General features: G+C 64.0%; 18 protein-coding genes and 1 riboswitch. Of the genes, 7 read left to right on the top strand and 11 right to left on the bottom strand.

Annotated features, from left to right (window positions below):
• The first annotated feature begins 1 nt into the window (after position 1).
• The 3 genes from BM173_RS05970 (at position 2) to BM173_RS05960 (ending at position 3105) form a co-directional block, all read left to right on the top strand.
• Positions 2 to 1459 carry a serine hydrolase domain-containing protein gene (locus BM173_RS05970; RefSeq protein ID WP_090478751.1) on the top strand — a complete coding sequence of 486 codons (1458 nt, stop codon included), beginning with the start codon at positions 2 to 4 and terminating at the stop codon, positions 1457 to 1459.
• A gap of 130 nt (positions 1460 to 1589) precedes the next feature.
• Positions 1590 to 2180 (top strand): hypothetical protein, encoded by a 591-nt coding sequence (locus tag BM173_RS05965; protein ID WP_090478748.1) that lies wholly within the window; start codon positions 1590 to 1592, stop codon positions 2178 to 2180.
• Between the two features lie 148 nt (positions 2181 to 2328).
• A complete protein-coding gene (locus BM173_RS05960) occupies positions 2329 to 3105 on the top strand; it encodes a hypothetical protein (protein ID WP_090478746.1) in 777 nt (258 codons plus the stop codon).
• 3 nt (positions 3106 to 3108) lie between these two features.
• Here the strand turns inward: BM173_RS05960 and BM173_RS05955 are convergent, their stop codons facing one another.
• From BM173_RS05955 to BM173_RS05905, 11 genes are all read right to left on the bottom strand, one after another.
• The gene (locus BM173_RS05955; RefSeq protein WP_090478743.1) at positions 3109 to 3744 is read right to left on the bottom strand and encodes a trimeric intracellular cation channel family protein; all 636 of its coding nucleotides are present in this window, start codon (positions 3742 to 3744) and stop codon (positions 3109 to 3111) included.
• 5 nt (positions 3745 to 3749) lie between these two features.
• Positions 3750 to 4445, bottom strand: a complete 696-nt coding sequence (locus tag BM173_RS05950) for a PepSY domain-containing protein (RefSeq protein WP_090478740.1) — start codon at positions 4443 to 4445, stop codon at positions 3750 to 3752.
• A gap of 43 nt (positions 4446 to 4488) precedes the next feature.
• On the bottom strand, positions 4489 to 5823 hold the full coding sequence (locus tag BM173_RS05945) for an amidase family protein (protein ID WP_090478738.1): 1335 nt from the start codon (positions 5821 to 5823) through the stop codon (positions 4489 to 4491).
• Positions 5824 to 5980: 157 nt separating this feature from the next.
• Positions 5981 to 7393: a dihydrolipoyl dehydrogenase gene (gene lpdA, locus BM173_RS05940; protein ID WP_090478735.1), complete on the bottom strand. Its 1413-nt coding sequence runs from the start codon at positions 7391 to 7393 to the stop codon at positions 5981 to 5983.
• A gap of 10 nt (positions 7394 to 7403) precedes the next feature.
• Positions 7404 to 8645 carry a 2-oxoglutarate dehydrogenase complex dihydrolipoyllysine-residue succinyltransferase gene (odhB, locus tag BM173_RS05935; protein WP_090478733.1) on the bottom strand — a complete coding sequence of 414 codons (1242 nt, stop codon included), beginning with the start codon at positions 8643 to 8645 and terminating at the stop codon, positions 7404 to 7406.
• 28 nt (positions 8646 to 8673) lie between these two features.
• Entirely contained in the window at positions 8674 to 11505 is a 2832-nt protein-coding gene (locus BM173_RS05930; protein WP_090478730.1) for a 2-oxoglutarate dehydrogenase E1 component, read from the bottom strand.
• Between the two features lie 105 nt (positions 11506 to 11610).
• On the bottom strand, positions 11611 to 12501 hold the full coding sequence (gene sucD, locus BM173_RS05925; protein ID WP_090478726.1) for a succinate--CoA ligase subunit alpha: 891 nt from the start codon (positions 12499 to 12501) through the stop codon (positions 11611 to 11613).
• Positions 12498 to 12995, bottom strand: a complete 498-nt coding sequence (locus BM173_RS05920; RefSeq protein ID WP_090478723.1) for a hypothetical protein — start codon at positions 12993 to 12995, stop codon at positions 12498 to 12500. Before BM173_RS05920 ends, sucD begins: the two co-directional genes overlap by 4 nt.
• Positions 12996 to 13024: 29 nt before the next feature.
• Positions 13025 to 13987: a malate dehydrogenase gene (gene mdh / locus BM173_RS05915; RefSeq protein ID WP_090478720.1), complete on the bottom strand. Its 963-nt coding sequence runs from the start codon at positions 13985 to 13987 to the stop codon at positions 13025 to 13027.
• A 291-nt stretch (positions 13988 to 14278) separates the two neighbouring features.
• Positions 14279 to 14611 (bottom strand): hypothetical protein, encoded by a 333-nt coding sequence (locus tag BM173_RS05910; protein WP_090478718.1) that lies wholly within the window; start codon positions 14609 to 14611, stop codon positions 14279 to 14281.
• A 121-nt stretch (positions 14612 to 14732) separates the two neighbouring features.
• Positions 14733 to 15806, bottom strand: a complete 1074-nt coding sequence (locus BM173_RS05905) for a cell wall hydrolase (RefSeq protein WP_245755795.1) — start codon at positions 15804 to 15806, stop codon at positions 14733 to 14735.
• Positions 15807 to 15887: 81 nt separating this feature from the next.
• Positions 15888 to 16078, top strand: a riboswitch (cobalamin riboswitch).
• Positions 16079 to 16169: 91 nt separating this feature from the next.
• Here BM173_RS05905 and BM173_RS05900 point away from each other — a divergent pair.
• Genes BM173_RS05900 through BM173_RS05885 form a run of 4 tightly spaced genes read left to right on the top strand, consistent with a single transcriptional unit; the run spans position 16170 to position 20600 of the window.
• Complete coding sequence (locus BM173_RS05900) at positions 16170 to 18116, top strand: TonB-dependent receptor plug domain-containing protein (protein WP_245755794.1); 1947 nt, start codon at positions 16170 to 16172, stop codon at positions 18114 to 18116.
• Complete coding sequence (locus BM173_RS05895) at positions 18113 to 18925, top strand: ABC transporter substrate-binding protein (RefSeq protein ID WP_090478715.1); 813 nt, start codon at positions 18113 to 18115, stop codon at positions 18923 to 18925. The genes BM173_RS05900 and BM173_RS05895 overlap by 4 nt, the downstream gene beginning before the upstream one ends.
• A 17-nt stretch (positions 18926 to 18942) precedes the next feature.
• Complete coding sequence (locus BM173_RS05890) at positions 18943 to 19875, top strand: FecCD family ABC transporter permease (protein WP_090480172.1); 933 nt, start codon at positions 18943 to 18945, stop codon at positions 19873 to 19875.
• The gene (locus BM173_RS05885; RefSeq protein ID WP_342741970.1) at positions 19872 to 20600 is read left to right on the top strand and encodes an ABC transporter ATP-binding protein; all 729 of its coding nucleotides are present in this window, start codon (positions 19872 to 19874) and stop codon (positions 20598 to 20600) included. The genes BM173_RS05890 and BM173_RS05885 overlap by 4 nt, the downstream gene beginning before the upstream one ends.
• Positions 20601 to 20613 lie beyond the last annotated feature (13 nt).

Genomic DNA, 20613 nt, shown 5'->3' with positions numbered 1-20613 from the left:
AATGATCAGGAAAGCCCTTGCCGCTACCGCACTCCTCGCCGCGACACCGCTTGCCGCGCAATCGACCACACAGGACGAACTCGACGCCCGGTACGACCGTGCCCTTGCGGCGGGATACAAGGCGCTCATGCTTTGCAGTGCGATCAGCAGCGCCGAAAACGCGCGGCAAAACAGGACTGCACAGAGCGTCCTGGAATGGGAGCTCGCAGGTATCCAGCAGCCACTCGCTGGTTTGGTAAGCGAGCTTCCCTACGAGATCCACCGCCGGGCGGACGGCGAACGCGTGATGCATGTCGAGGTTGAATGGGCACAGGATATGCCGCCGCGCATCGCCCGTTCGTTCGGGGCTGGCTGTACGCTCGGGCCGATCGGGATTGCGATCCCCGAAGATGAGACAAGCGCCGACTATCAGCCGCCGAAATTCAGGGAGCGCGATAGACGCTATCCGACCGATACATTGCCGCGCAATGTCCAGGATGGGGCCTTTGGCGACGCCTATGGTCCGGGCACCCGCACAACCGCTGTCCTTATTTCCAAAGAGGGTCGTCCGCTCTTCGCCCGGTTTGCCGAAGGCTTCGACGAAGACACGCCGCAGCGCACTTGGTCCGTGGCGAAGAGCATAGCCGCGACCTACCTTGGTGCTTTGGTAAATCGCGGTGATCTCGACATGCACGATAGTGCAGGTCTCGGCCTCAATTCCGACGATCCAAGGCGGGCCATCACTTTCGATCACCTGCTTCGCATGGCGTCGGGACGCTATTCCGACACTGCGGGCAATCGAACCGATCCGACCTATTTCGGAGGCGCCACGGTTGCCGAGCGGGCAGCACATTGGCCGTTGCTGCACCCGCCCGGCTCGGTATTCCGCTATGCAAATAATGATACGCTCATGGCTGTGGAACGGGCCGTGTTTCACAAGTCCAGCTTTCTTCCCGAGCAGCTGCTTGGGAAGTTGCGGATGAGCGACACCATTCCGGAGAAGGACTGGGGTGCGGCGCTCCTTGCGCGTCCTTCCCAGTGGACGGATGAAGTCGATATCCAGTCGATGCTGGACGCCATGGCAAAACGCCCGTCTCGAGACTATTCGGGAGGGTACATTCTCTCCAGTCAGGTATGGTCCAGTCCTAAGGATCTGGCGCGTCTCGGACAGCTATATCTCGATGGAGGCGTCGGTCCGGATGGCAGCCGCATCCTGCCCGCAGGATGGGACGAATACGTCTCTTCGCCCTCAGGGCCGCAGCCCGACGGCCCGTTCGGCTATGGTGCGGGCTTCTGGCTGTTCAACAAATCGGACGGCGTTCCTTCCGACACCTTCGCTGCGATGGGTAACCGCGGCCAGTATGTCGTGATCGTCCCGAGCCTTAATGTTGTCATCGTGAGAAGGGGAGAGGACCCCAGCGGATCACGCTTCGATATCGCGGCTTTTACGCGTGATGTCCTTGAATCGCTTGAGAAATAGACATTCAGGAAAAGATTGAGTTTCCTGAACGCCGCCTGCAATCGGGATTCAGGCTCACCTCAGTGCGACTCGCCTAGAACCTCATTCAACCGAGGCAATCCCGCCTGGGTAGAGATGAGGAGAACCTCACATGACCAAGATTACCAAGAACATTGCGAAGGGTGGGATCGCAACAGCTGCAGTCGGCGCCATGGCGCTGGCCACCGCAACTCCGGCCCAGGCCCGCGACCGCGACGATGGTATCTCCGTCGGCGACGTGATCGCCGGCGCAGTCATCATCGGCGGCATTGCCGCCATCGCCAATTCTGCCAAGCGCGACCGCGACTATTACCGTGACGGACGCTATTACCGCGATGGACGTTACTACCGCGACGGTCGTGACTACCGCCGCAACGCTTATCGCAACCGCGGCAATCCGCGCGCCGCAGTGGAGCGCTGTGTTCGCGCCGCCAAGCAGGACGCGCGCCGCTATGGCTATCGCTACGCCCAGGTCACCGACATCCGCGATGTCGACGACACCCGCTATGGCTGGAAGGTCAAGGGCCGGATCGTCGTCGATGGCCAACGCGGCGGTCGCTGGGGCAATTACGATCGCTACGACCGCTATGATCGCGACGACCGTCGTCGCTACCGCGGCGGAGATAACGGCAAGTTCACCTGCTACATCGAGCGTGGCCGTGTGAGCCACGTCGACTTCAAGGGCATTCGCGGTCTCCGCTAATCCCCGACCAATCCACCAGCGGCCCGGACCTTGCGGTTCGGGCCGTTTTTTTTGTGTCCGGTTCAGCCGTGCTAAAGCTGGGATATGGCACCGGTCGCATCGTCATTCCTTGCGCCAGGTGGGGGCGCGAAGGCAGAGGAAGTTTTGCATGAAGAAATTGCACACTTGGGCCCTCGCGCCTGCCGTTCTCGCGACCGCTTCCATCGGGGTATCGCCCGTCGCCGCGGCATCCATCCCGCAGGTCTCGGCAACGTCGGCAAAACCGGCAGGCGTCACCAGCTACGATTCCGCCGATCAGACTTATGAAAACCATCGGCACCGCCGTTACCGTCACTATCGTCACCACCGTGGCCCGAGCCTGGGCGACGTGCTGACTGGTGTCCTGATCATCGGTGGCATCGCCGCCATCGCCAACAATACGAAACGTAGCGACGACCGCCGCTATCGCGACCGCGACTATCGCGATGATCGCCGCGACGATGCGCGCTGGGACGATGGCCGCGGTATCGACCGCGCCGTAAGCATGTGCGTCGATGCGGTGGATCGTGACGAACGCGTCGAGACCGTGGACCGCGCAGATCGCACCGCTCGCGGTTGGCAGATCAGCGGCACGCTTTCGAGCGGCGCAGGATTCTCCTGCGAAATCGGCAACGATGGCCGGGTCCGGAACGTGGATTTCGGGCAGTCCGGCAATTGGCAGGGCGACGAAGATCGCGACGATGACGGCTATGCAGCAGTCACCGAAGACAACCAGTGGGACGATGCGCGCTATGCTGCCGAGAGGCAAAAGGCCGATGGTCGGACTGCGATGGTTTCGGACACGGAAGATGCCGTCGTCGAAGGGACCCAACCGGCCTATCCCGGCGGCCCGATCGAGGGCGAGGACGAAGACAATCGCCCCGTCTATCCCGGCGATCCGGTCTGACGACTAGTCCTTGCTCGCCACGCGCTCGTCGTAGGAGGGCAGGGCTAGATTGAACAGGATGGCGGCGAGGCGAAGGCCAAATCCGGCCAGCGCCGCGCCGATCCATACGTACCAGTCCTCCAGCCCGACCAGCGCTCCGACCACGGTCAGGCTCGAGGACAGGGCTGCGGCGGTGACGTAAAGCTCCGGCCGCATCAGGATCGAGGGCCTTCCGGCAAGCACATCGCGGATTATCCCGCCGACGCAGCCGGTAATTACTCCCATCAATGCTGCAGGGACGGGCGGGACGCCGTATTGCAGCGCCTTGGCCGTGCCGAGGACGGCATAGGCGGCGAGGCCCATCCCGTCGGCGATCGACAGGAACCGGCCCTCCCACCAGCGCGTGGGCGTGAACCAGGCGAACAAGGCGATGCCGAGGCAGGTGGCCGACACCCAGGGGTCGACCATCCAGAACACCGGCGCGCCGATCAGCAGGTCGCGGATCGTGCCTCCGCCGACCCCGGTGATCAGGGCGAAAAACGTCAGGGTGACCAGCGTCTGCTTTTCCTTGGCCGCGACCAGGGCCCCGGTCAGGGCAAAGATCGCCACTCCGGCGACATCCAGCCAGTCGAGCACAGGCGTGAGGATTTCCTCGTTCACCTTGCCTAGACCTTACGGGCCTTGCGGCGGCGGAACATCAGGACGAAGCCCAGCAGCGAAGCCAGGACGCCGAGGATCGCGAACAGGATCAGGATCGGGTGGCTGGTGTCTTCGCGGGTCTGGAGGTCCATGATGTGCAGACCCCAGACGAAATCGAACGTGCGCCACCATTGCGTGCGGACGGCCTCGATCTCACCCGTGTGTTCTCCGACATAGACGTGTGTCCCGTCCGTCAGGGCGACTTGCCAGACCGGCATTTCCCGGCGGAAATCGAAGGGGACGCTATCGGCATCGTACCGCGCGGTGTCGGCGACACGGTCGCCGCCCTTGATGCGTTCGGCCACGATCATGCGTGCCTCGACTTCGGAAATCGGCCCCATTTCGGATCCGTCGGCACGAAACCTGTCGCTTGTCCCGTCCATGTAGGTGATCCGCGTTACCGTCTCGCCGCGTTCCACCTGCGTCGTAACGGAACGGACCGGCCGGGTGCTCTCGGCAGGCAAGGCGACGGATATCTCGGTGTCGCTCGGCAGCGCCCGTTCGGTGACCGTATAGCGCAAATGGTTGCCGCGCACTTCCTCGATCGGCTTGATTACCATGACGAGGCCGGTGACGGTCCACATCAGGATCGGAACGCCAGCCAGCCAGGCCAGCCAGATGTGCCATTTGGCAAAGCGCCGCATCATTTGCTGCTGACCCACAAAATCCTCCGTCTGGTCCGCCGACCGGAATGGGCCGTGCACCTCAGGAGTGCAACACCTGCCCGATGGCTTCTGCGGCCGCGATCGTGGAAAGATCGGCATAGCGCGGACCCATCACCTGCATTCCGCAGGGCAGGTTGCCTGTCGCGCCGATCGGAAGCACGGTCGAGGGCAGATTAGGGAAGGTCGCCAGTCCGGCCCAGCACAGTCCGGATGCACCGGGGACCGTCCCACCGTTGATCTCGATCTCTCCGTCGAAGACCCTTCCATCGCGATGCGGCACGGCAAGCACGGGGGCTGGCGGGGCGAGGACGAAATCGTAGGTTTCGAACAGCTTCGCCCAGGCCAGCTCGTTGCGATACTGAATGTCGAGGAGGTTGAACCAGTCGGTGGCGGTCGCCCTCTGACCATTCCTGCCCGGGGCGCCGCGTGCCATCGCCACATTGAGCATGCGCATGTAATCTGCATGCTGGGCCCGGAGATCGGGCAGCAGTTCGCTGGTCAAATCGACTGACGCTCCCGCTTTGCGAAGTACCTCAAGGGCTGCTTCGATCGGACCGCGGACTGCCTCGTCGCTTGCGCAATCCGGGTGGTCGACAAGCGCGAGGAAACGCGTTTGCGAAATCGGTTTGCGACGCTGCTCCAGCGGCCGTTCGCTGGTGAGGCGCGTTAGCAGGTCGAGATCGGCAGCATTGCGGGCGAGGGGGCCTGCAATCGAGAGCGCGCCGTCATGCGCGCCGCGACCAGCCATGAGAGGATGGTCGTGCCCCTCCTTGCTGATGATGCCCCAGCTGGATTTATGACCCCACACGCCGCAAAAATGGGCCGGTACGCGCACGGAACCCCCGATGTCGGTTCCGAACTCGCAGGGCACCATCCCGCTGGCGACCGCTGCTGCCGATCCGCCGGACGAGCCGCCGGGTGAGCGGTCGTGGTCGTGCGGATTGTTGGTCCGGCCATATACGGGGTTGTTGGATTGCCAGTCAGCCAGATCTGGCGGCACGTTCGTCTTGCCGAGGAAGATCGCCCCGGCAGCCTTCAGCTTGCGGACGACTGCAGAGTCACGCGTCGCGATATTGTCGCGGTGCGCTTCGTGGCCCCATGTGGTCGGAAGGCCCGCAATGTCGAAGCTTTCCTTGATGGTCATGGGCACGCCGAAAAGGGGCGTAAGGTCGGAAGCCTCAGACTTGTCCATGCCCTTCGCGGTCTCGCGGGCGCGGTCGAAATCGCAGACCACCACCGCATTGATATGCGTATCGAGATGCTCGATCCGCGCGATCGCCGCATCGACAGCCTCGAGCGCGGACAATTCCCCTGCGGCGATACTCGCAGCCGTTTCGATGGCTCCGGGCTTCTTGGTCAGTTTCGGATAGGCCATGCAATCTCCCCTCGATCTCCAGACTATGTCAGGAGGGGAAGGGGGGCAATCGCCTTGCTCATAGTGCCCGGCCACGAGGCACGCGCGAGCCGGAAATGGCAAAGGCCACCACCCTAGCGCTCAAGGGCGCTGGAGTGGTGGCCTTCCAGTCTCTTGATCAGATGTGGATAGGCTTGCCCTGGACGCCCATCGCCGCTTCCTTGATCGCTTCGGAGTGCGTCGGGTGCGCGTGGCAGGTGTAGGCGATGTCTTCCGACGTCGCGCCGAATTCCATGGCCTGCGTCGCCTGGGCAATCATGGTGCCCGCGACGCTGGCAATCGCCCAGACGCCAAGGACGCGGTCGGTTTCGGCTTCCGCGATGACCTTCACGAAACCTTCGGGTTCGTGGTTGGTCTTGGCGCGGCTGTTGGCCATCATCGGGAACTTGCCGACCTTGATGGCTTTCTTGTCGCCGCCCATTTTCTCGATCGCTTCGTCCTGCGTCAGGCCGACGCCGGCGAATTCGGGCCAGGTGTAGACGACGCCGGGGATGAGATCGTGGTTCACGATGCCGGTCTGGCCCGCGACGTTCTCTGCACAGGCGATGCCTTCGTCTTCCGCCTTGTGGGCGAGCATGGGGCCGGGAACGACGTCGCCGATGGCCCAGACACCGTCGACCTTGGTGCGGAAGTCGTGGTCGACTTCGATCTGGCCGCGCTTGTTGGTTTCGATGCCGATCGCATCGAGGCCGAGACCGTCGGTATTCGGCTTGCGGCCGATCGACACCAGCACGCAATCGGCTTCGAGCGTTTCCGCGTCACCGCCAGCAGACGGTTCCAGCGTCAGCATGGCCTTCTTGCCCTTCACGGTGCAGCCGGTGACCTTGGTCGAGAGGCGCAGTTCCATGCCCTGCTTCTTGAAGATCTTGCCTGCTTCCTTGCGGACATCGTCGTCCATGCCGGGCAGCAGCTTGTCGAGGAATTCCACCACGATGACTTCGGCACCGAGACGCCGCCAGACGGAGCCTAGCTCCAGCCCGATAACGCCGCCGCCGATGACGACCATCTTCTTGGGCACGGACTTGAGTTCCAGCGCGCCGGTGGAATCGACGACGATCTGCTTGTCGTTGTCGACCTCGACACCGGGCAGCGGAGTGACCGAAGAGCCCGTGGCGATGATGATGTTCTTGGCCGTGACCGTTTCGTCGCCGACCTTGACCGTGTGCGCATCCTGGAAGGTGGCATGGCCCTTCTTCCAGTCGACCTTGTTCTTCTTGAACAGGAATTCGATGCCGCCCGTGAGGCCTTTTACCGCGTCACGCCGCTGCGCGTGCATCGCGTCGAGGTTCAGCTTGGGCGAAACCTCGATACCCATTTCGGCCATTGTGCCATTGCTTGCCGCATCGAAATATTCCGATGCGTGCAGCATCGCCTTGGAGGGGATGCAGCCCACGTTGAGGCAGGTCCCACCCAGCGTCTCGCGGCTTTCCGCACAAGCGGTCTTCAGGCCCAGCTGCGCTGCGCGGATCGCGGCGACATAGCCACCCGGGCCAGCGCCGATGACGAGGACGTCGTAGTCGTATTCAGCCATGATTTCTTCCTCAGAGGTCGATCAGCATCCGGGTCGGATCTTCGATCGCTTCCTTGATGATCTTGAGTGCGGTGACCGCCTCGCGGCCGTCGATCAGGCGGTGGTCGTAGGACAGGGCGATATACATCATCGGGCGGATGACGATTTCGCCGTCGACGACGACCGGGCGGTCCTCGATGCGGTGGAGGCCAAGGACGGCGCTCTGCGGCGGGTTGATGATCGGGGTCGACATGAGCGAGCCGAACACGCCGCCGTTGGAGATGGTGAAGGTGCCGCCTTTCATGTCTTCCATCGTCAGCGTGCCTTCCTTGGCGCGCTTGCCGAAGTCCGCAATGTCCTTCTCGATGCGGGCGAAGCCCTTGTCCTGCGCGTCACGGATGACCGGGACGACGAGGCCGTTGGGCGCCGAAACGGCGACAGAGATGTCGACGTAGTCGTGATAGACGATCTCGTCGCCCTCGATATAGGCGTTGACCGCGGGCACATCCTTCAGCGCAAGGCAGGCGGCCTTGGCGAAGAAGCCCATGAAGCCGAGACGGATGTCGTGCTTCTTGGCGAAGAGGTCCTTGTACCTGGTACGGGCCTCGATCACCGCGGACATATCGACATCGTTGAAGGTGGTGAGCAGCGCCGCATTGTCCTGCGCGCCCTTGAGGCGCTTGGCGATTGTCTGGCGCATGCGCGTCATCTTGACGCGTTCCTCGCGGCGCTCGCCCGCCGGAGCCGACGGAGTAGCAGCCTGGGCAGGCGCGGCATCTGCGATCGTGCCGCCGTCCTTCTTGGCCTTGGCAGCCGCGATCACGTCTTCCTTGGTTAGGCGGCCGTCCTTGCCGGTGCCCTTGATCGTCGAAGGATCGACGCCGTGTTCAAGAACCGCGCGACGTACGGCCGGCGAAAGCGTCTGCGATGCGTCGGAAGAGGCCGCGGGAGCGCTCGCTTCGGCGCGCTCTTCCTTTCCCTCTTCCCGCTGTTCGGCAGCGCGACCGGCTTCCTCGCCCTTGGCAGCAGGGGCGCCGCCTTCCTCGATCACTGCGAGAACCGCGCCGACTTCGACGGTATCGCCGACTTCGACCTTGAATTCGGTGATCACGCCCGCGACGGGCGAGGGTGCCTCGACCGCGACCTTGTCGGTTTCGAGGCTGACGATCGGTTCGTCCACGGCGACGGCATCGCCGACGTTCTTCAGCAATTCGCCGATGGAGGCTTCGGTAACGCTCTCGCCGAGCGTGGGGACTTTGACTTCGGTGGCCATGGTCAGGTGGTTCCTTTTACGACCTCGATCAGGGGCAATTGCTGGTGGCGGCGGAATTGTCGCCGTTCAGGCCGAGCGCGATGTTGACCAGCGCTTCCTGCTGGACCTTGTGGCGGCTGGCATATCCGGTGGCGGGCGAGGCGGCGACTTCGCGTCCGGCGTAGCAGGGGCGCATGCCCTTCTTGCCGGCCTTTTCCGCCGCTTCCTCGATCAGTCGGTCGACGAAGAACCAGGCGCCGTTGTTCTTCGGCTCTTCCTGGCACCAGACGATGGTCTCGAGATTTTTCATCCGTTCGATCCGGACCGCAAGCGGTTCGCCGGGGAAGGGATACAGCTGCTCGATGCGCACGATGGACACATCGTCCACCCCGGCTTCGTCGCGGCGCTGCATCAGGTCGTAAGCGACCTTGCCCGAACACAGGACGAGGCGCTTCACCTTCTCGTCGGGAATGTCGGTCAGATCCGACTTGATCCGCATGAAGTGCGTTTCGCCCATAAAGCCATCGGCATCGCTCTTGGCCATCGGATGGCGCAGCAGCGACTTGGGCGTCATGATGACCAGCGGCTTGCGGAACGAACGCAGCATCTGGCGGCGCAGCACATGGAAGTAGTTCGCCGGGTCGGTGATGTTGCAGACCTGGATATTGTCGTTCGCGCACAGCTGCAGGAAGCGTTCGAGCCGCGCGGAGCTATGTTCTGGGCCCTGACCTTCGTAGCCGTGCGGCAGCAGTAGGACGAGGCCGTTCGCACGCAGCCATTTCACTTCACCGGCCGCGATGAACTGGTCGATCATGATCTGCGCGCCGTTGGCGAAGTCGCCGAACTGCGCTTCCCACATCACCAGGCTTTTCGGATCCGCCATGGCGAAACCGTATTCGAAGCCGAGCACGCCGTATTCCGACAGCGGGCTGTCGTAGACCTCGAACTTGCCGTGGGGCAGGGTGGTGAGCGGGATGTACTTGCGCTCGTCCTTCTGGTCGACCCAGACGGCGTGGCGCTGGCTGAAGGTGCCGCGTCCCGAATCCTGGCCCGACAGGCGAACGCCGAAGCCTTCGGTAACGAGGCTGCCGAAGGCGAGCGCTTCCCCAGTGGCCCAGTCGAAGCCGGTGCCGCTGTCGAACATTTCCTTCTTGGCCTTGAGCACGCGGCCCAGGGTCTTGTGGATGGTCACGTCTTCGGGGACGGTCGTCAGCGTGCGGCCGAGGCTGTCGAACAGCTTCTTTTCGATCGCGGTTTCTACGTTGCGGCGTGCACCCTCGGGATCGGCAGGCTTGTTCATGCCGGCCCAGCGACCGCCGAACCAGTCGGCCTCGTCGGGCTTGTAATCCTTGGCCGCGGAGAACTCTTCCTCGAGATGGGCGTCGAATTCGCTGCGCAACTGGTCGGCGTAGCCCTTTTCGATGACGCCTTCTTCTTCGAGGCGCTTGGTGTAGAGCTCGCTCACCCGCGGGTGATTGCGAATGGCGTCGTACATCAGCGGCTGCGTGAACTTGGGCTCGTCGCCCTCGTTGTGGCCGAAGCGGCGATAGCACCACATGTCGATCACGATGTCGCGCCCGAAGGTCTGGCGGTATTCGATGGCCAGCTTGCAGGCGAAGGTCACGGCTTCTGGATCGTCGCCGTTGACGTGGAGGATCGGTGCCTGGACGCCCTTGGCGACATCGCTCGGGTAGGGCGAGCTACGCGCGAATTGTGGGCTGGTGGTGAAGCCGATCTGGTTGTTGATGACGAAGTGCAGGCAGCCGCCGGTATTGTACCCGCGCACGCCGGAAAAGCCGAGGCATTCCCACACGATGCCCTGGCCCGCGAAGGCGGCATCGCCGTGAAGGAGGACGGGCAGGACCTGTTCGTGCTTCTTGAGGTCGTCGCGGATCGCCTGCTGCGCACGGCTCTTGCCGAGGACCACCGGGTTCACCGCCTCGAGGTGCGAGGGGTTGGGGACCAGGCTCATATGCACGTCGATGTCGTCGAACGAACGATCGGTGCTGGTGCCGAGGTGATATTTTACGTCGCCCGAACCGCCGACATCGTCAGGGTTGGAAGACCCGCCCGAGAATTCGTGGAAGATGACCTTGTAGGGCTTGCCCATGACGTTCGCGAGGACGTTGAGGCGGCCGCGGTGGGCCATGCCGTAAATGATCTCGCGCACGCCGAGCTGGCCGCCGTACTTGATAACCGCTTCGAGTGCCGGGATCATGCTCTCGCCGCCATCGAGGCCGAAGCGCTTGGTGCCGACGTACTTCTTGCCGAGGAACTTCTCGTATTCCTCGCCGCGCACGACCGCTGCAAGGATGGCGCGCTTGCCTTCCTCGGTGAACTGGATCGTGTCTTCGGGCGTCTCGAACTTGTCCTGGAGGAAGCGACGTTCTTCCGTGTCCGAGATATGCATGTATTCGAGGCCGACATTGCCGCAATAGGTGGCGCGCAGGGCGTCGTAGAGCTCTCGCACGGTGACCCAGTCGAAGCCGAAGACGCCGCCGACGAAGACTTCGCGGTCTTCCTGGCCGGTGAAGCCATGCCACTCCAGCGTCAGGTCTTCCGGCACTTCGCGATGGGAAAGGCCCAGCGGGTCGAGGTCGGCAGCCAGGTGGCCGCGCACGCGGTAGAGGCGCACGAGCAGCATGGCGCGGATGCTGTCGTCGGCCGCCTGTTCGATAGCCTTGGGATCGGTGGCCTTGCCGGCCTTCTCTGCGGCCTGCTTGACCGCGAGACGCATCTGGGTGGGATCAAGTGCGGCCGTGAGGTCCGCATCGCTGTCGACCACTTCGGCCAGCCAGCGCGGGTTGCCCCAGCTCGGCCCCTGCTGCGGACCTTCCTGGTCGCCCATTTCGGGCAGGAAATCGTGGCTCTCGTTACCCATCGGGCTACCTTTCGCGCCGACCCTGTTGTCGGCCTATACTGCCAATGCCTCGGCGGTGCGGAAGGCTCCCGGGGAGGAGAAAACCTTTCCGCATCACTGAGTGGATCAGGCGAGTTCCTTCAGCATCGCGTCGAGCGTGGTGCCAAGCTCGCTGGGCGAGGGCGAAACGCGGATGCCCGCGTCTTCCATCGCTGCGATCTTGTCGTCCGCGCCGCCCTGGCCGCCCGAAACGATAGCACCGGCATGGCCCATGCGACGGCCCGGTGGCGCCGTGCGGCCTGCGATGAAGCCGACCATCGGCTTCTTGCGGCCCTTGGCAGCTTCCTGCTTGATGAATTCGGCCGCTTCTTCTTCCGCGCTGCCGCCGATTTCGCCGATCATGATGATCGACTTGGTGTCGTCGTCGTCGAGGAAGAGGTCGAGCACGTCGATGAAGTTGGTGCCGTTGACCGGATCGCCGCCGATGCCCACTGCCGTTGTCTGGCCGAGGCCGACCATGGTGGTCTGGTGCACGGCTTCGTAGGTCAGCGTGCCGGAGCGCGAGACCACGCCGACGCTGCCCTTCTTGAAGATGGAGCCGGGCATGATGCCGATCTTGCATTCTTCAGGGGTCAGGACGCCGGGGCAGTTCGGGCCGATCAGGCGGCTCTTCGAGCCGGTGAGGGCGGCCTTCACCTTGACCATGTCGAGCACCGGAATGCCTTCGGTGATTGCGACGATCAGTTCCATCTCGGCATCGATCGCCTCGAGGATGGCGTCTGCTGCGAACGGCGGCGGGACATAGATGCACGAGGCCGTCGCGCCGGTTTCAGCCTTGGCTTCGCGCACGGTGTTGAACTGCGGCAGGCCGATGTGGTCGGTGCCGCCTTTGCCGGGCGTGACGCCTGCGACCATCTTGGTGCCGTAATCGAGCGCCTGCTGGGTGTGGAAGGTACCGGTGTTGCCGGTCATCCCCTGGGTGATGACCTTGGTGTTCTTGTCGACGAGGATGCTCATTCGGCGCTCTCCTGGGCAGTAGCCTTGATTTCAAAACGGGCGATGGGTTTGTCCTTATCGCCGGTGGGGTCGATCCGCATGTTCATGCCATCGCCCAGCGACCAGAAATAGGTCGGGCCATCGGCATGGGTCGGCATGCCGACGAATTGCGAAACGGACTGGGCCGTGGGGCCATAATCGGCCGTACTGTCGAGCCGGGCGAAGATGACGCAGGCTTTGTCCCGCAGTTCCGCCTTGCTGATGATGATGAGCGCTTCGTTGCCCTGCTTTTCATAGGCGCCTCGTACCACTTGCGCGCGGCGACCGGCGGGCTTGCGGTAAGGCTTCCAGCCGTGCTTGCTGAGATCGTCCAGTTCGATCCACGTGGGCGAGGTAATCGCCTTGCAGGCATCGATCGCGTCGACGATTTCGGCGGCAGAGGCCGGCTTGTCCTGTGCCGCTGCGGGAGCCGCGGCGGCAAGGGCAAGGAAAGGAAGGAGGCGAAGCGTCTTCATCGTATTACGTCCCTGGCTGGAAGGTTCGCTCAGGCGAGCGAGCTGTCGAGGCCCTTGCAGGCTTCGAGCAGTTCTTCGACCGCGTCGGTCGAGACCTTGAGGTTCTTCTTCTCTTCGTCCGACAGTTCGATCTCGATCACTTCTTCGGTGCCGCCTGCGCCGATCATGGTGGGCACGCCGACATAGAGGCCGTCGAGGCCATACTTGCCTTCGACGTAGCTGGCGCAGGGCAGGATACGCTTCTGGTCGCCGAGATAGGCTTCGGCCATCGCGATCGCACTGGTCGCCGGGGCGTAATAGGCAGAGCCGTTGCCGAGCAGGCCGACGATTTCCCCGCCACCCTTGCGGGTACGGTCGACGATTTCGTCGATGCGGCTTTCCGAAACGCCCTTGATCTTGGCGAAGTCGTTGACCGGGATGCCGTTGATCGTGGTGTAGCTGGTGACGGGGACCATGGTGTCGCCGTGACCGCCGAGGACGAAGGCGTTCACGTCCTTCACCGAAACGTCGAATTCCCAGGCGAGGAAGGTGGCGAAACGCGCGCTGTCGAGCACGCCGGCCATGCCGACGACCTTGTTGTGCGGCAGGCCGCTGAATTCGCGCAGCGCCCAGACCATCGCGTCGAGCGGGTTGGTGATGCAGATCACGAATGCGTCGGGGCAGTTGTTCTTGATGCCTTCGCCGACCGACTTCATCACCTTGAGGTTGATGCCGAGAAGGTCGTCGCGGCTCATGCCGGGCTTGCGGGGCACGCCGGCGGTGACGATCACGACGTCCGCACCGGCGATATCGGCATAGTCGTTCGAACCGGTGATCTTGGCATCGAAGCCTTCGATCGGGCCGCACTGGCTGAGGTCGAGTGCCTTACCCTGCGGCATGCCTTCGGCGATATCGAACAGGACGATGTCGCCCATTTCCTTCTTCGCAGCGAGGTGGGCGAGGGTGCCGCCAATCATGCCGGAGCCGATGAGCGCGATCTTCTTGCGTGCCATAGGGTGAGTGCGTCCTTCAAACAGCGCGGGACGAGATTGCCTGGACCGCTATGGCGCGTGGAGTCCCGCGTGGGTACGCGCGCCCGGTGTTCGAAGGGCGACCTAGGCCCCGGAGCATAGGATTGCAACCGGCAAAAGGTCGCATGCGGCAACTATCTTTGCAAATAGTTCGCAGTAGCAATAATGCTCGTTTTCGTAGGGAAGTGACAAAGAAATGGCCGCGCGGCTTTCAGGTTCCGCGCGGCCAGTGCTTTTGTCGTCGCACCATTCAGGTGAGGCGAAACGACAGGCTCAACCAATCAGCGGCGCATCCTGCAGGATGAGCGCGCGCTCGAACTTGCTGGCTTCCCGGGCATCCAGTGTGCGGCAGATGCCAACCCAGTGCTCGCGATCGTCGACATTGTCAGCTTCGTGCGCGACGAGCGCCAGGCGATGTGCCTCCTTTGCGGCCCCCATCCCGTGCTCGGCGAAATGCATCAACGCATCACGCAGGCTCTCCATCGCAAAGGGCTCGCCAACCGGATAGTCATTGTCGTTGGCCGCAATCCCCGGCGACTGCTTTGCAAGTATGCGCGCAACGGGCGAGCGCGCGGCTGTGCGCGCGGCGGCAAAATGAACTGGCATGGACCCGATCCTCCTGTGCTGCCGCGGGGCTATCTACCCTCGCGGCCCGGCTTCAGGAGACGGTATAAGCGGCAGCCGCTAAACTTCGGTTCCGCGGTATGCTTGAAAAGAGGTTAAATGCCTATTCCGCTGTCATTTTTCGCGCGCCGGGTTCCCTGATCCATCGTCCGCTGTTGCGGTATTCCGGCTTCACGTCGCCGGACTGCGGAGAGCCGATGACCGGTGCGGAGGCGCTGGCCTCGCCGACCTTGGGCTCGGGCGCGATTGTCGCCCCGATAACCGGGTCGGCCGGGGGCGGCGGAACGCTGCCCAATGCTGCCTGCGAGGGCAGGGGCGAGGCGCTCGGCGTATTGGGTAGGGCCAGCGGTTCTCCGCCCGCATAGGCCCCCGAAAATGCGGCTGCGCGGCCTGCGCTACCCTTCCAGCGATAGAACCGGTGCGCGCCGATCGAGCCGATCAGGTCCAGGCTGCTCGCCCAGTAAGGATTGACGGCATGGGTGTGATAATGCGTCGCGAGGCCGACCGGCTGGAAGACGTGACCCGATAGCGCGGCGAGGGCCACCGATTGCGCTCTGGCCCAACCGGCGCGCGACGGCTGGCGATTGAGCGATCCGTCGCAGGTGAAGGTGAACTGGCAACCGGTCTTGCGCTCCGACCCCTGGAAGACCACCCCGCAGATGCTTGCCGGATAGGCGGGGTGCGAGACCCGGTTGAGGACCACTTGCGCGACGGCTTCCTGCCCCGCCTGGCTTTCGCTGGCGGCTTCGTAATAGACCGCCATGGAAAGGCACCGCAGCGCGCGTGCCTTGTCGATCCCGCTGCCCGCGCTCTGGAATGCCCGTGCGGTGGCAGCCGCTCCGAAGCGCTCGGTAAAGCGTTCGGTATCGAGGTTGCCTTCGGATACGCGAAGCTCGGCAAGGTCGATCACCGGTTCCGGCGGCTGGTCGAGATAATAGAATGCCGAGCCCGGAAAGCTCTGGCCAGCAATCTCGAACGGCATCGGCTGGACCTGCGGCTCGCCCTGCGCGATGCCCATGGCCTTGGCAAAGCCGGGCCATGCACCCTGCGCAGCAGCCGTGGGCAGGGCGATTGCAAGGATCACCACAGCCACCCGCCGCAGCATCTGGCGGCGCGAGCGGGCCTGCGCCTCGCGCGCAGCCCTCCTGCTCGACACTGGTGTATCCTGATGCTGCATGACGCGCTCCATACCGCAGGATCGCATAGCGGGGAAAGGTTAATAGCAAGGCACTTGCCCGCCCTGCGAACCCACCCTATTGGCGCGGTCATTGGTACGGGTTGTCCGCGAAGGCGGACCTAAGAGAGAACGGGGTGACGAAGCCCCGGCTGCCCCCGCAACTGTGACCGGGGAGCGATCCCGCCAGATGCCACTGCCCCTCGCGGGTGGGAAGGCGGCGGGAAAGCGTCGATCCGGCGAGCCAGGAGACCTGCCTGTACCAGTCGTTCGGCCACGGGCGGGGTGCCCCGATGGCAAACGCGGATGGAAGCGATCCTGCTCCCTCCCGTCATGAGCGGCAGTTCGTTCATGATAGGAGGTTTCGTGTATAAATACCTGTTTCTGATTACTGTTTCGGTTCTTCCAGTTAGCGCTGCCGCGCAATCGGCAAGCGAGGAGGCGCTGGCGGAAATCATCGCTGCGCAAGATGCCGAGCAGGCACAGGAAGTCGATGACCAAGCGCACTACGGCACCCGCATGGAGCGCGAGGCGCCCGAACCGATCGTAATCGCTGACATGCTGGTCCCGCAGATCACGGTCACCGCCAATGGCCTATCCACCGCCATCGAGAACACGGGCCAGGCAGTCACGATTATCGAGCGCGACGAGATCGAAAGCGTGCAGGGCGGTGACGCAACGCGCGTACTGCAAAGGACACCCGGCCTCTCCTTCTCGCGCAATGGCGGGGTAGGCGGTTTCACCGGCGTCAACATTCGCGGTGCCAGTGCCGATCAGGTGCTGGTGCTGGTAGATGGCGTGCGGGTGGCCGATCCGGCCGCGCCGGGCGGCGGCTTCGACTTCGGCAACCAGCTGACGGGAATGGCGGGCAAGTTCGACATCCTGAGAGGATCGAACTCGACCATCTGGGGCAGCGAGGCAATCGGCGGCGTCGTGGACATCTCCACCCGCACCGAAACCGGTATGAAAGGCACGCTGGAATATGGCGCGCGCGAGACATTCCGGGCGAATGTCGCCACCGGGGTAAGCGGTGAAAAAGCCTATGTCGGGCTCAATGGGTCATGGTTCACGAGCGACGGTTTTTCCGCCGCCGCGAATGGCATCGAGGCGGACGGTTTCCAGCAGTTTGCCATCGGAGGTGTCGGCTTCCTCGACCTGACCGACAGTCTCGAAATTTTCACCCACCTAAACTGGAGCGAGGGCAAGCTCGACATAGACGGCTTCCCGCCTCCGGCATTTGCCATGGCCGATAACCTGGAAACGCAGGAAACGCGCCGCCACTGGGGCGATATCGGCCTGGCGTACTACGGCAACGACCTGACGCTGCGCGCAGCCTACAGCCTCTCGGACACCGAGCGGGACAATCTCGGTGAGGACGGCGGTGTCACCTTCGGTAGCAAGGGCAGGTCCGAGCGTGTGCAATTGCGCGGCGAGTATCGCCTTCTGGGCGGGCTGAGCCTCGCGTTCGGCGGCGAGAAGGAATGGACCGAGTTCGAGACGAATTTCGACGCTCCTGCCGAGACGGGCATTGCCGGTTTCTACGGCCAGCTCGGCTGGGTGATGGGCCGCCTAGTGATCCACGTAGGCGGGCGGATCGACGATCATGAGCAATTCGGCACGTCGACCAGCTTTGGCGGCGATGTCAGCTATGGTTTCGGCGACGACTGGCGCGTGCGGGCCAGCCTTGGCGAAGGGTTCAAGGCGCCGACGCTCTACCAATTGCTGTCCTTCTACGGGAATACCGGGCTCGAACCGGAGGAAAGCACCAGTTTCGACATCGGCCTCGAGCGCGGGCGCCGCGATCGCGGCCTGTACTTCGCGCTGACGGGCTTTCGGCGCGACAGCGATAATCTGATCGGCTTTGCCTTCACTCCCGACCGGCCCTTCGGCGTCTATCAGAACACCGATCGCGCCCGCGCGCAGGGCGTAGAGGCGGAAGCGGGTTTCGATGTGACGAACTCGCTCCGCCTGTCGGGTGTGTACGCGCTGGTGGATGCGGAGGATCGCTCAAGCGGTCTCGATCTCGCGCGCAGGCCGCAGCATTTCGGCACCCTGTTCGCCGATTGGGAAAGCGGTTTCGGGCTGAAGCTGGGCGCCGACCTGCGATTCTCCGGCTCGTCCTTTGACAACGCGGCGAATACCGTGGAACTCGACGGGTACGAAATGCTGGATATCAGGGCTGCGTTCGACGTGGGCGATAGCCTGGAAGTGTTCGGGCGGGTCGAGAACGTGTTCGATACCGATTACCGCCTCGTATCCGGATATCGGACGCCCGGCAGAGGAGCCTTCGTCGGGCTGAGGGCGCAGATGTGAAGCGCCTTGCGCCCGCCTTGCTCCTGTTCCTGGCCGCCTGTTCGGGTGGCCGGGAGCTATCGGGTGAGGGCGGCGAAAGGCCCACGATCGTCAGTCTCAATCCCTGCACGGACGCGATCCTTGCGGAGGTCGCCGATCCGGGGCAGCTGCTGGCGATCTCTCACTATAGCAAGGACCCGCGCGCCAGCTCCATGGAGCCGGAGGTCGCGGCGCGATATGCCTCGACGGGCGGCACGGTTGAGGAGATCCTCGCGCTTGAGCCTGACATCGTCGTCGCCTCGACTTTCATCGCCCCTGCAACGCGGGCGGCGCTCGAGGATCTCGGAGTGAGGGTCGAAACTTTCGGCAGCGTTGCGAGCGTGGAGGACAGCAAGGAACAGGTGCGCCAGATCGCGCGCCTGACGGGCGATCCCGCGAGCGGTGAAGCCCTGGTCGCTTCGATCGAGCGCGCGCTTGCGGATGCAGGAGCTGTCGGCAGGCCGGTCGAAGCCGCCCTGTGGCAACCCTCGGGGATTGTCCCGGGGCAAGGCGCACTCATCAGCGACCTGCTGCGGCGGACGGGCTTTGAAAGCTATAGCGCTGTCAGGGGAATGGCGCAGGCGGACTACCTCGCGCTGGAACAAGTCGTCGCCGATCCTCCCCAAGTCTTGCTGATAGCTGGAAGCGAGGCGGGGCAGCGTCATCCTGTCCTGTCCGACCTGCCGGAGATGCGCCGCGAGAGTTTCGACACTAGCCTCCTCTATTGCGGCGGGCCGACGATCATCCGTGCGGCAGAACGGCTGGCGCAAATCCGGCAGGACGTGTCGTGAACCGCGCCGTCCTCGTCATGGCCGCTCTTCTGGCGATTGCCTTGCCGCTATCGCTGCTTGCGGGAAGGGTGTGGATCGACCCTGCCACAACACCCAATGCCGCGCTCATCCTTGGCGAGCTCCGCCTGCCGCGTGCCGTGCTGGCAATCGTCGTTGGAGCGGGTCTAGGGGCGGCCGGGGCGGCCATGCAGGGCTACCTTCGCAACCCGCTGGCCGATCCGGGGCTATTCGGCATCGCGCCGGGCGCCGCGCTGGGTGCGGTCACCGCTCTCTTCTTCGGCTTCACCGCGAGCGCATGGCTGCTGCCGCTCTTCGCGCTGGTCGGTGCTGGCGGGGCTATGGCGCTTCTCGCCGTGATTGCCGGGCGCACCGGGGGCATCGCCCTGTTCACGCTGGCTGGCCTCATGGTGGCGAGCCTCGCGGGCGCGCTGACTGCACTGGCCATTTCCATGGCGCCCAATGCCTTTGCGATGAGCGAGATCGTGCTGTGGCTGAACGGCGCGCTGACCGACCGCAGCTGGCGCGAGGTGTGGCTTGCCGGGCCGATGGTCTTGCTAGGCATAGTATTCCTGATGCGCGCAGGTGCGGGCCTCGATGCGCTGACTTTGGGAGAGCCGGTCGCACGCTCGCTTGGTGTCGATACGAACCGGCTACTCTGGTTGCTGATCCTTGGCGTTGGCCTGACTATAGGAGCGGGTGTCGCCGTTGCCGGCATCATCGGCTTCGTCGGGCTGATCGTCCCGCACCTGGTGCGCCCCCTGACCGATCGGCGGCCGTCGCAGCTGATTGTGCCGAGCGCGCTGGCGGGCGCCTTGCTGGTGCTTGTCGCGGATAGCGTGGTGCGCATCCTGCCGCTGGTCACCGAACTGCGGCTGGGCATTGCATTGAGCCTGCTCGGTGCGCCCTTCTTCCTGTGGCTGTTGCTGCGCATGCGGAAGGGGCTGGCATGATGCTGGAAGCACGCGACCTCGTGCTCGAGGACAGGCTCGCCCATGTCGGCCTGAGCCTGCGCCCCGGGGCAATCACCGCGATCTGCGGTCCCAACGGGGCGGGCAAATCGAGCCTCCTGGAAGCGCTGGCGGGACTTCTCGACGTCGATTCCGGCTCTATCGTGCTCGGCGACAGGGACCTTGCGTCCTACCAGCCGCGCGAGCGTGCACAGGCAATCGGCTATCTGCCGCAGGAGCATACCGTATCCTGGGACGTGCCGGTCCGCCGTCTCGTCGAACTGGGCCGGATGCCGCATGGCGACAAGCGCACCGAGCCCGTGGAGGCCGCGTTGCAGGCACTCGACGTAGAGCATCTGGCCGACCGGCGCGCGCAATCGCTGTCCGGCGGCGAGACGGCGCGTGTCCTCTTGGCCCGAGTACTTGCGGGAGAGCCGCAGTGGATCCTCGCCGACGAACCGCTGGCTGCGCTCGACATCGGGCACCAGCTGGCCCTGCTCAAGCACCTTCGCCGGGCCGCCGATAGCGGCATCGGCGTGGTTCTGGTGCTGCACGACCTGTCCCATGCCATGAACCATGCGGACCGCGTTGTCGTGCTCGACGGAGGGACACTGGCAGCGGACGATGAGCCGCACCGCGCGCTGGCCGCCGAGGTGGTAGAGCGCGTATGGCAAACGCAGGTCGAATGGATCGAGCGCGGCGACCGCATGGCACTCATGCCGCTGTGATCCGTTGACCGGC

Source organism: Qipengyuania nanhaisediminis, from assembly GCF_900115585.1.
Taxonomy (GTDB): domain Bacteria; phylum Pseudomonadota; class Alphaproteobacteria; order Sphingomonadales; family Sphingomonadaceae; genus Qipengyuania; species Qipengyuania nanhaisediminis.
This window is presented reverse-complemented; position numbering and strand designations above follow the sequence as displayed.

Coding starts and splice junctions, on each gene's coding strand:
- BM173_RS05970 (WP_090478751.1), top strand. CDS start 2: ATGATCAGGAAAGCCCTTGCCGCTACCGCACTCCTCGCCGCGACACCG.
- BM173_RS05965 (WP_090478748.1), top strand. CDS start 1,590: ATGACCAAGATTACCAAGAACATTGCGAAGGGTGGGATCGCAACAGCT.
- BM173_RS05960 (WP_090478746.1), top strand. CDS start 2,329: ATGAAGAAATTGCACACTTGGGCCCTCGCGCCTGCCGTTCTCGCGACC.
- BM173_RS05945 (WP_090478738.1), bottom strand. CDS start 5,823: ATGGCCTATCCGAAACTGACCAAGAAGCCCGGAGCCATCGAAACGGCT.
- lpdA (WP_090478735.1), bottom strand. CDS start 7,393: ATGGCTGAATACGACTACGACGTCCTCGTCATCGGCGCTGGCCCGGGT.
- odhB (WP_090478733.1), bottom strand. CDS start 8,645: ATGGCCACCGAAGTCAAAGTCCCCACGCTCGGCGAGAGCGTTACCGAA.
- BM173_RS05930 (WP_090478730.1), bottom strand. CDS start 11,505: ATGGGTAACGAGAGCCACGATTTCCTGCCCGAAATGGGCGACCAGGAA.
- sucD (WP_090478726.1), bottom strand. CDS start 12,501: ATGAGCATCCTCGTCGACAAGAACACCAAGGTCATCACCCAGGGGATG.
- BM173_RS05920 (WP_090478723.1), bottom strand. CDS start 12,995: ATGAAGACGCTTCGCCTCCTTCCTTTCCTTGCCCTTGCCGCCGCGGCT.
- mdh (WP_090478720.1), bottom strand. CDS start 13,987: ATGGCACGCAAGAAGATCGCGCTCATCGGCTCCGGCATGATTGGCGGC.
- BM173_RS05910 (WP_090478718.1), bottom strand. CDS start 14,611: ATGCCAGTTCATTTTGCCGCCGCGCGCACAGCCGCGCGCTCGCCCGTT.
- BM173_RS05905 (WP_245755795.1), bottom strand. CDS start 15,806: ATGCAGCATCAGGATACACCAGTGTCGAGCAGGAGGGCTGCGCGCGAG.
- BM173_RS05890 (WP_090480172.1), top strand. CDS start 18,943: ATGGCCGCTCTTCTGGCGATTGCCTTGCCGCTATCGCTGCTTGCGGGA.
- BM173_RS05885 (WP_342741970.1), top strand. CDS start 19,872: ATGATGCTGGAAGCACGCGACCTCGTGCTCGAGGACAGGCTCGCCCAT.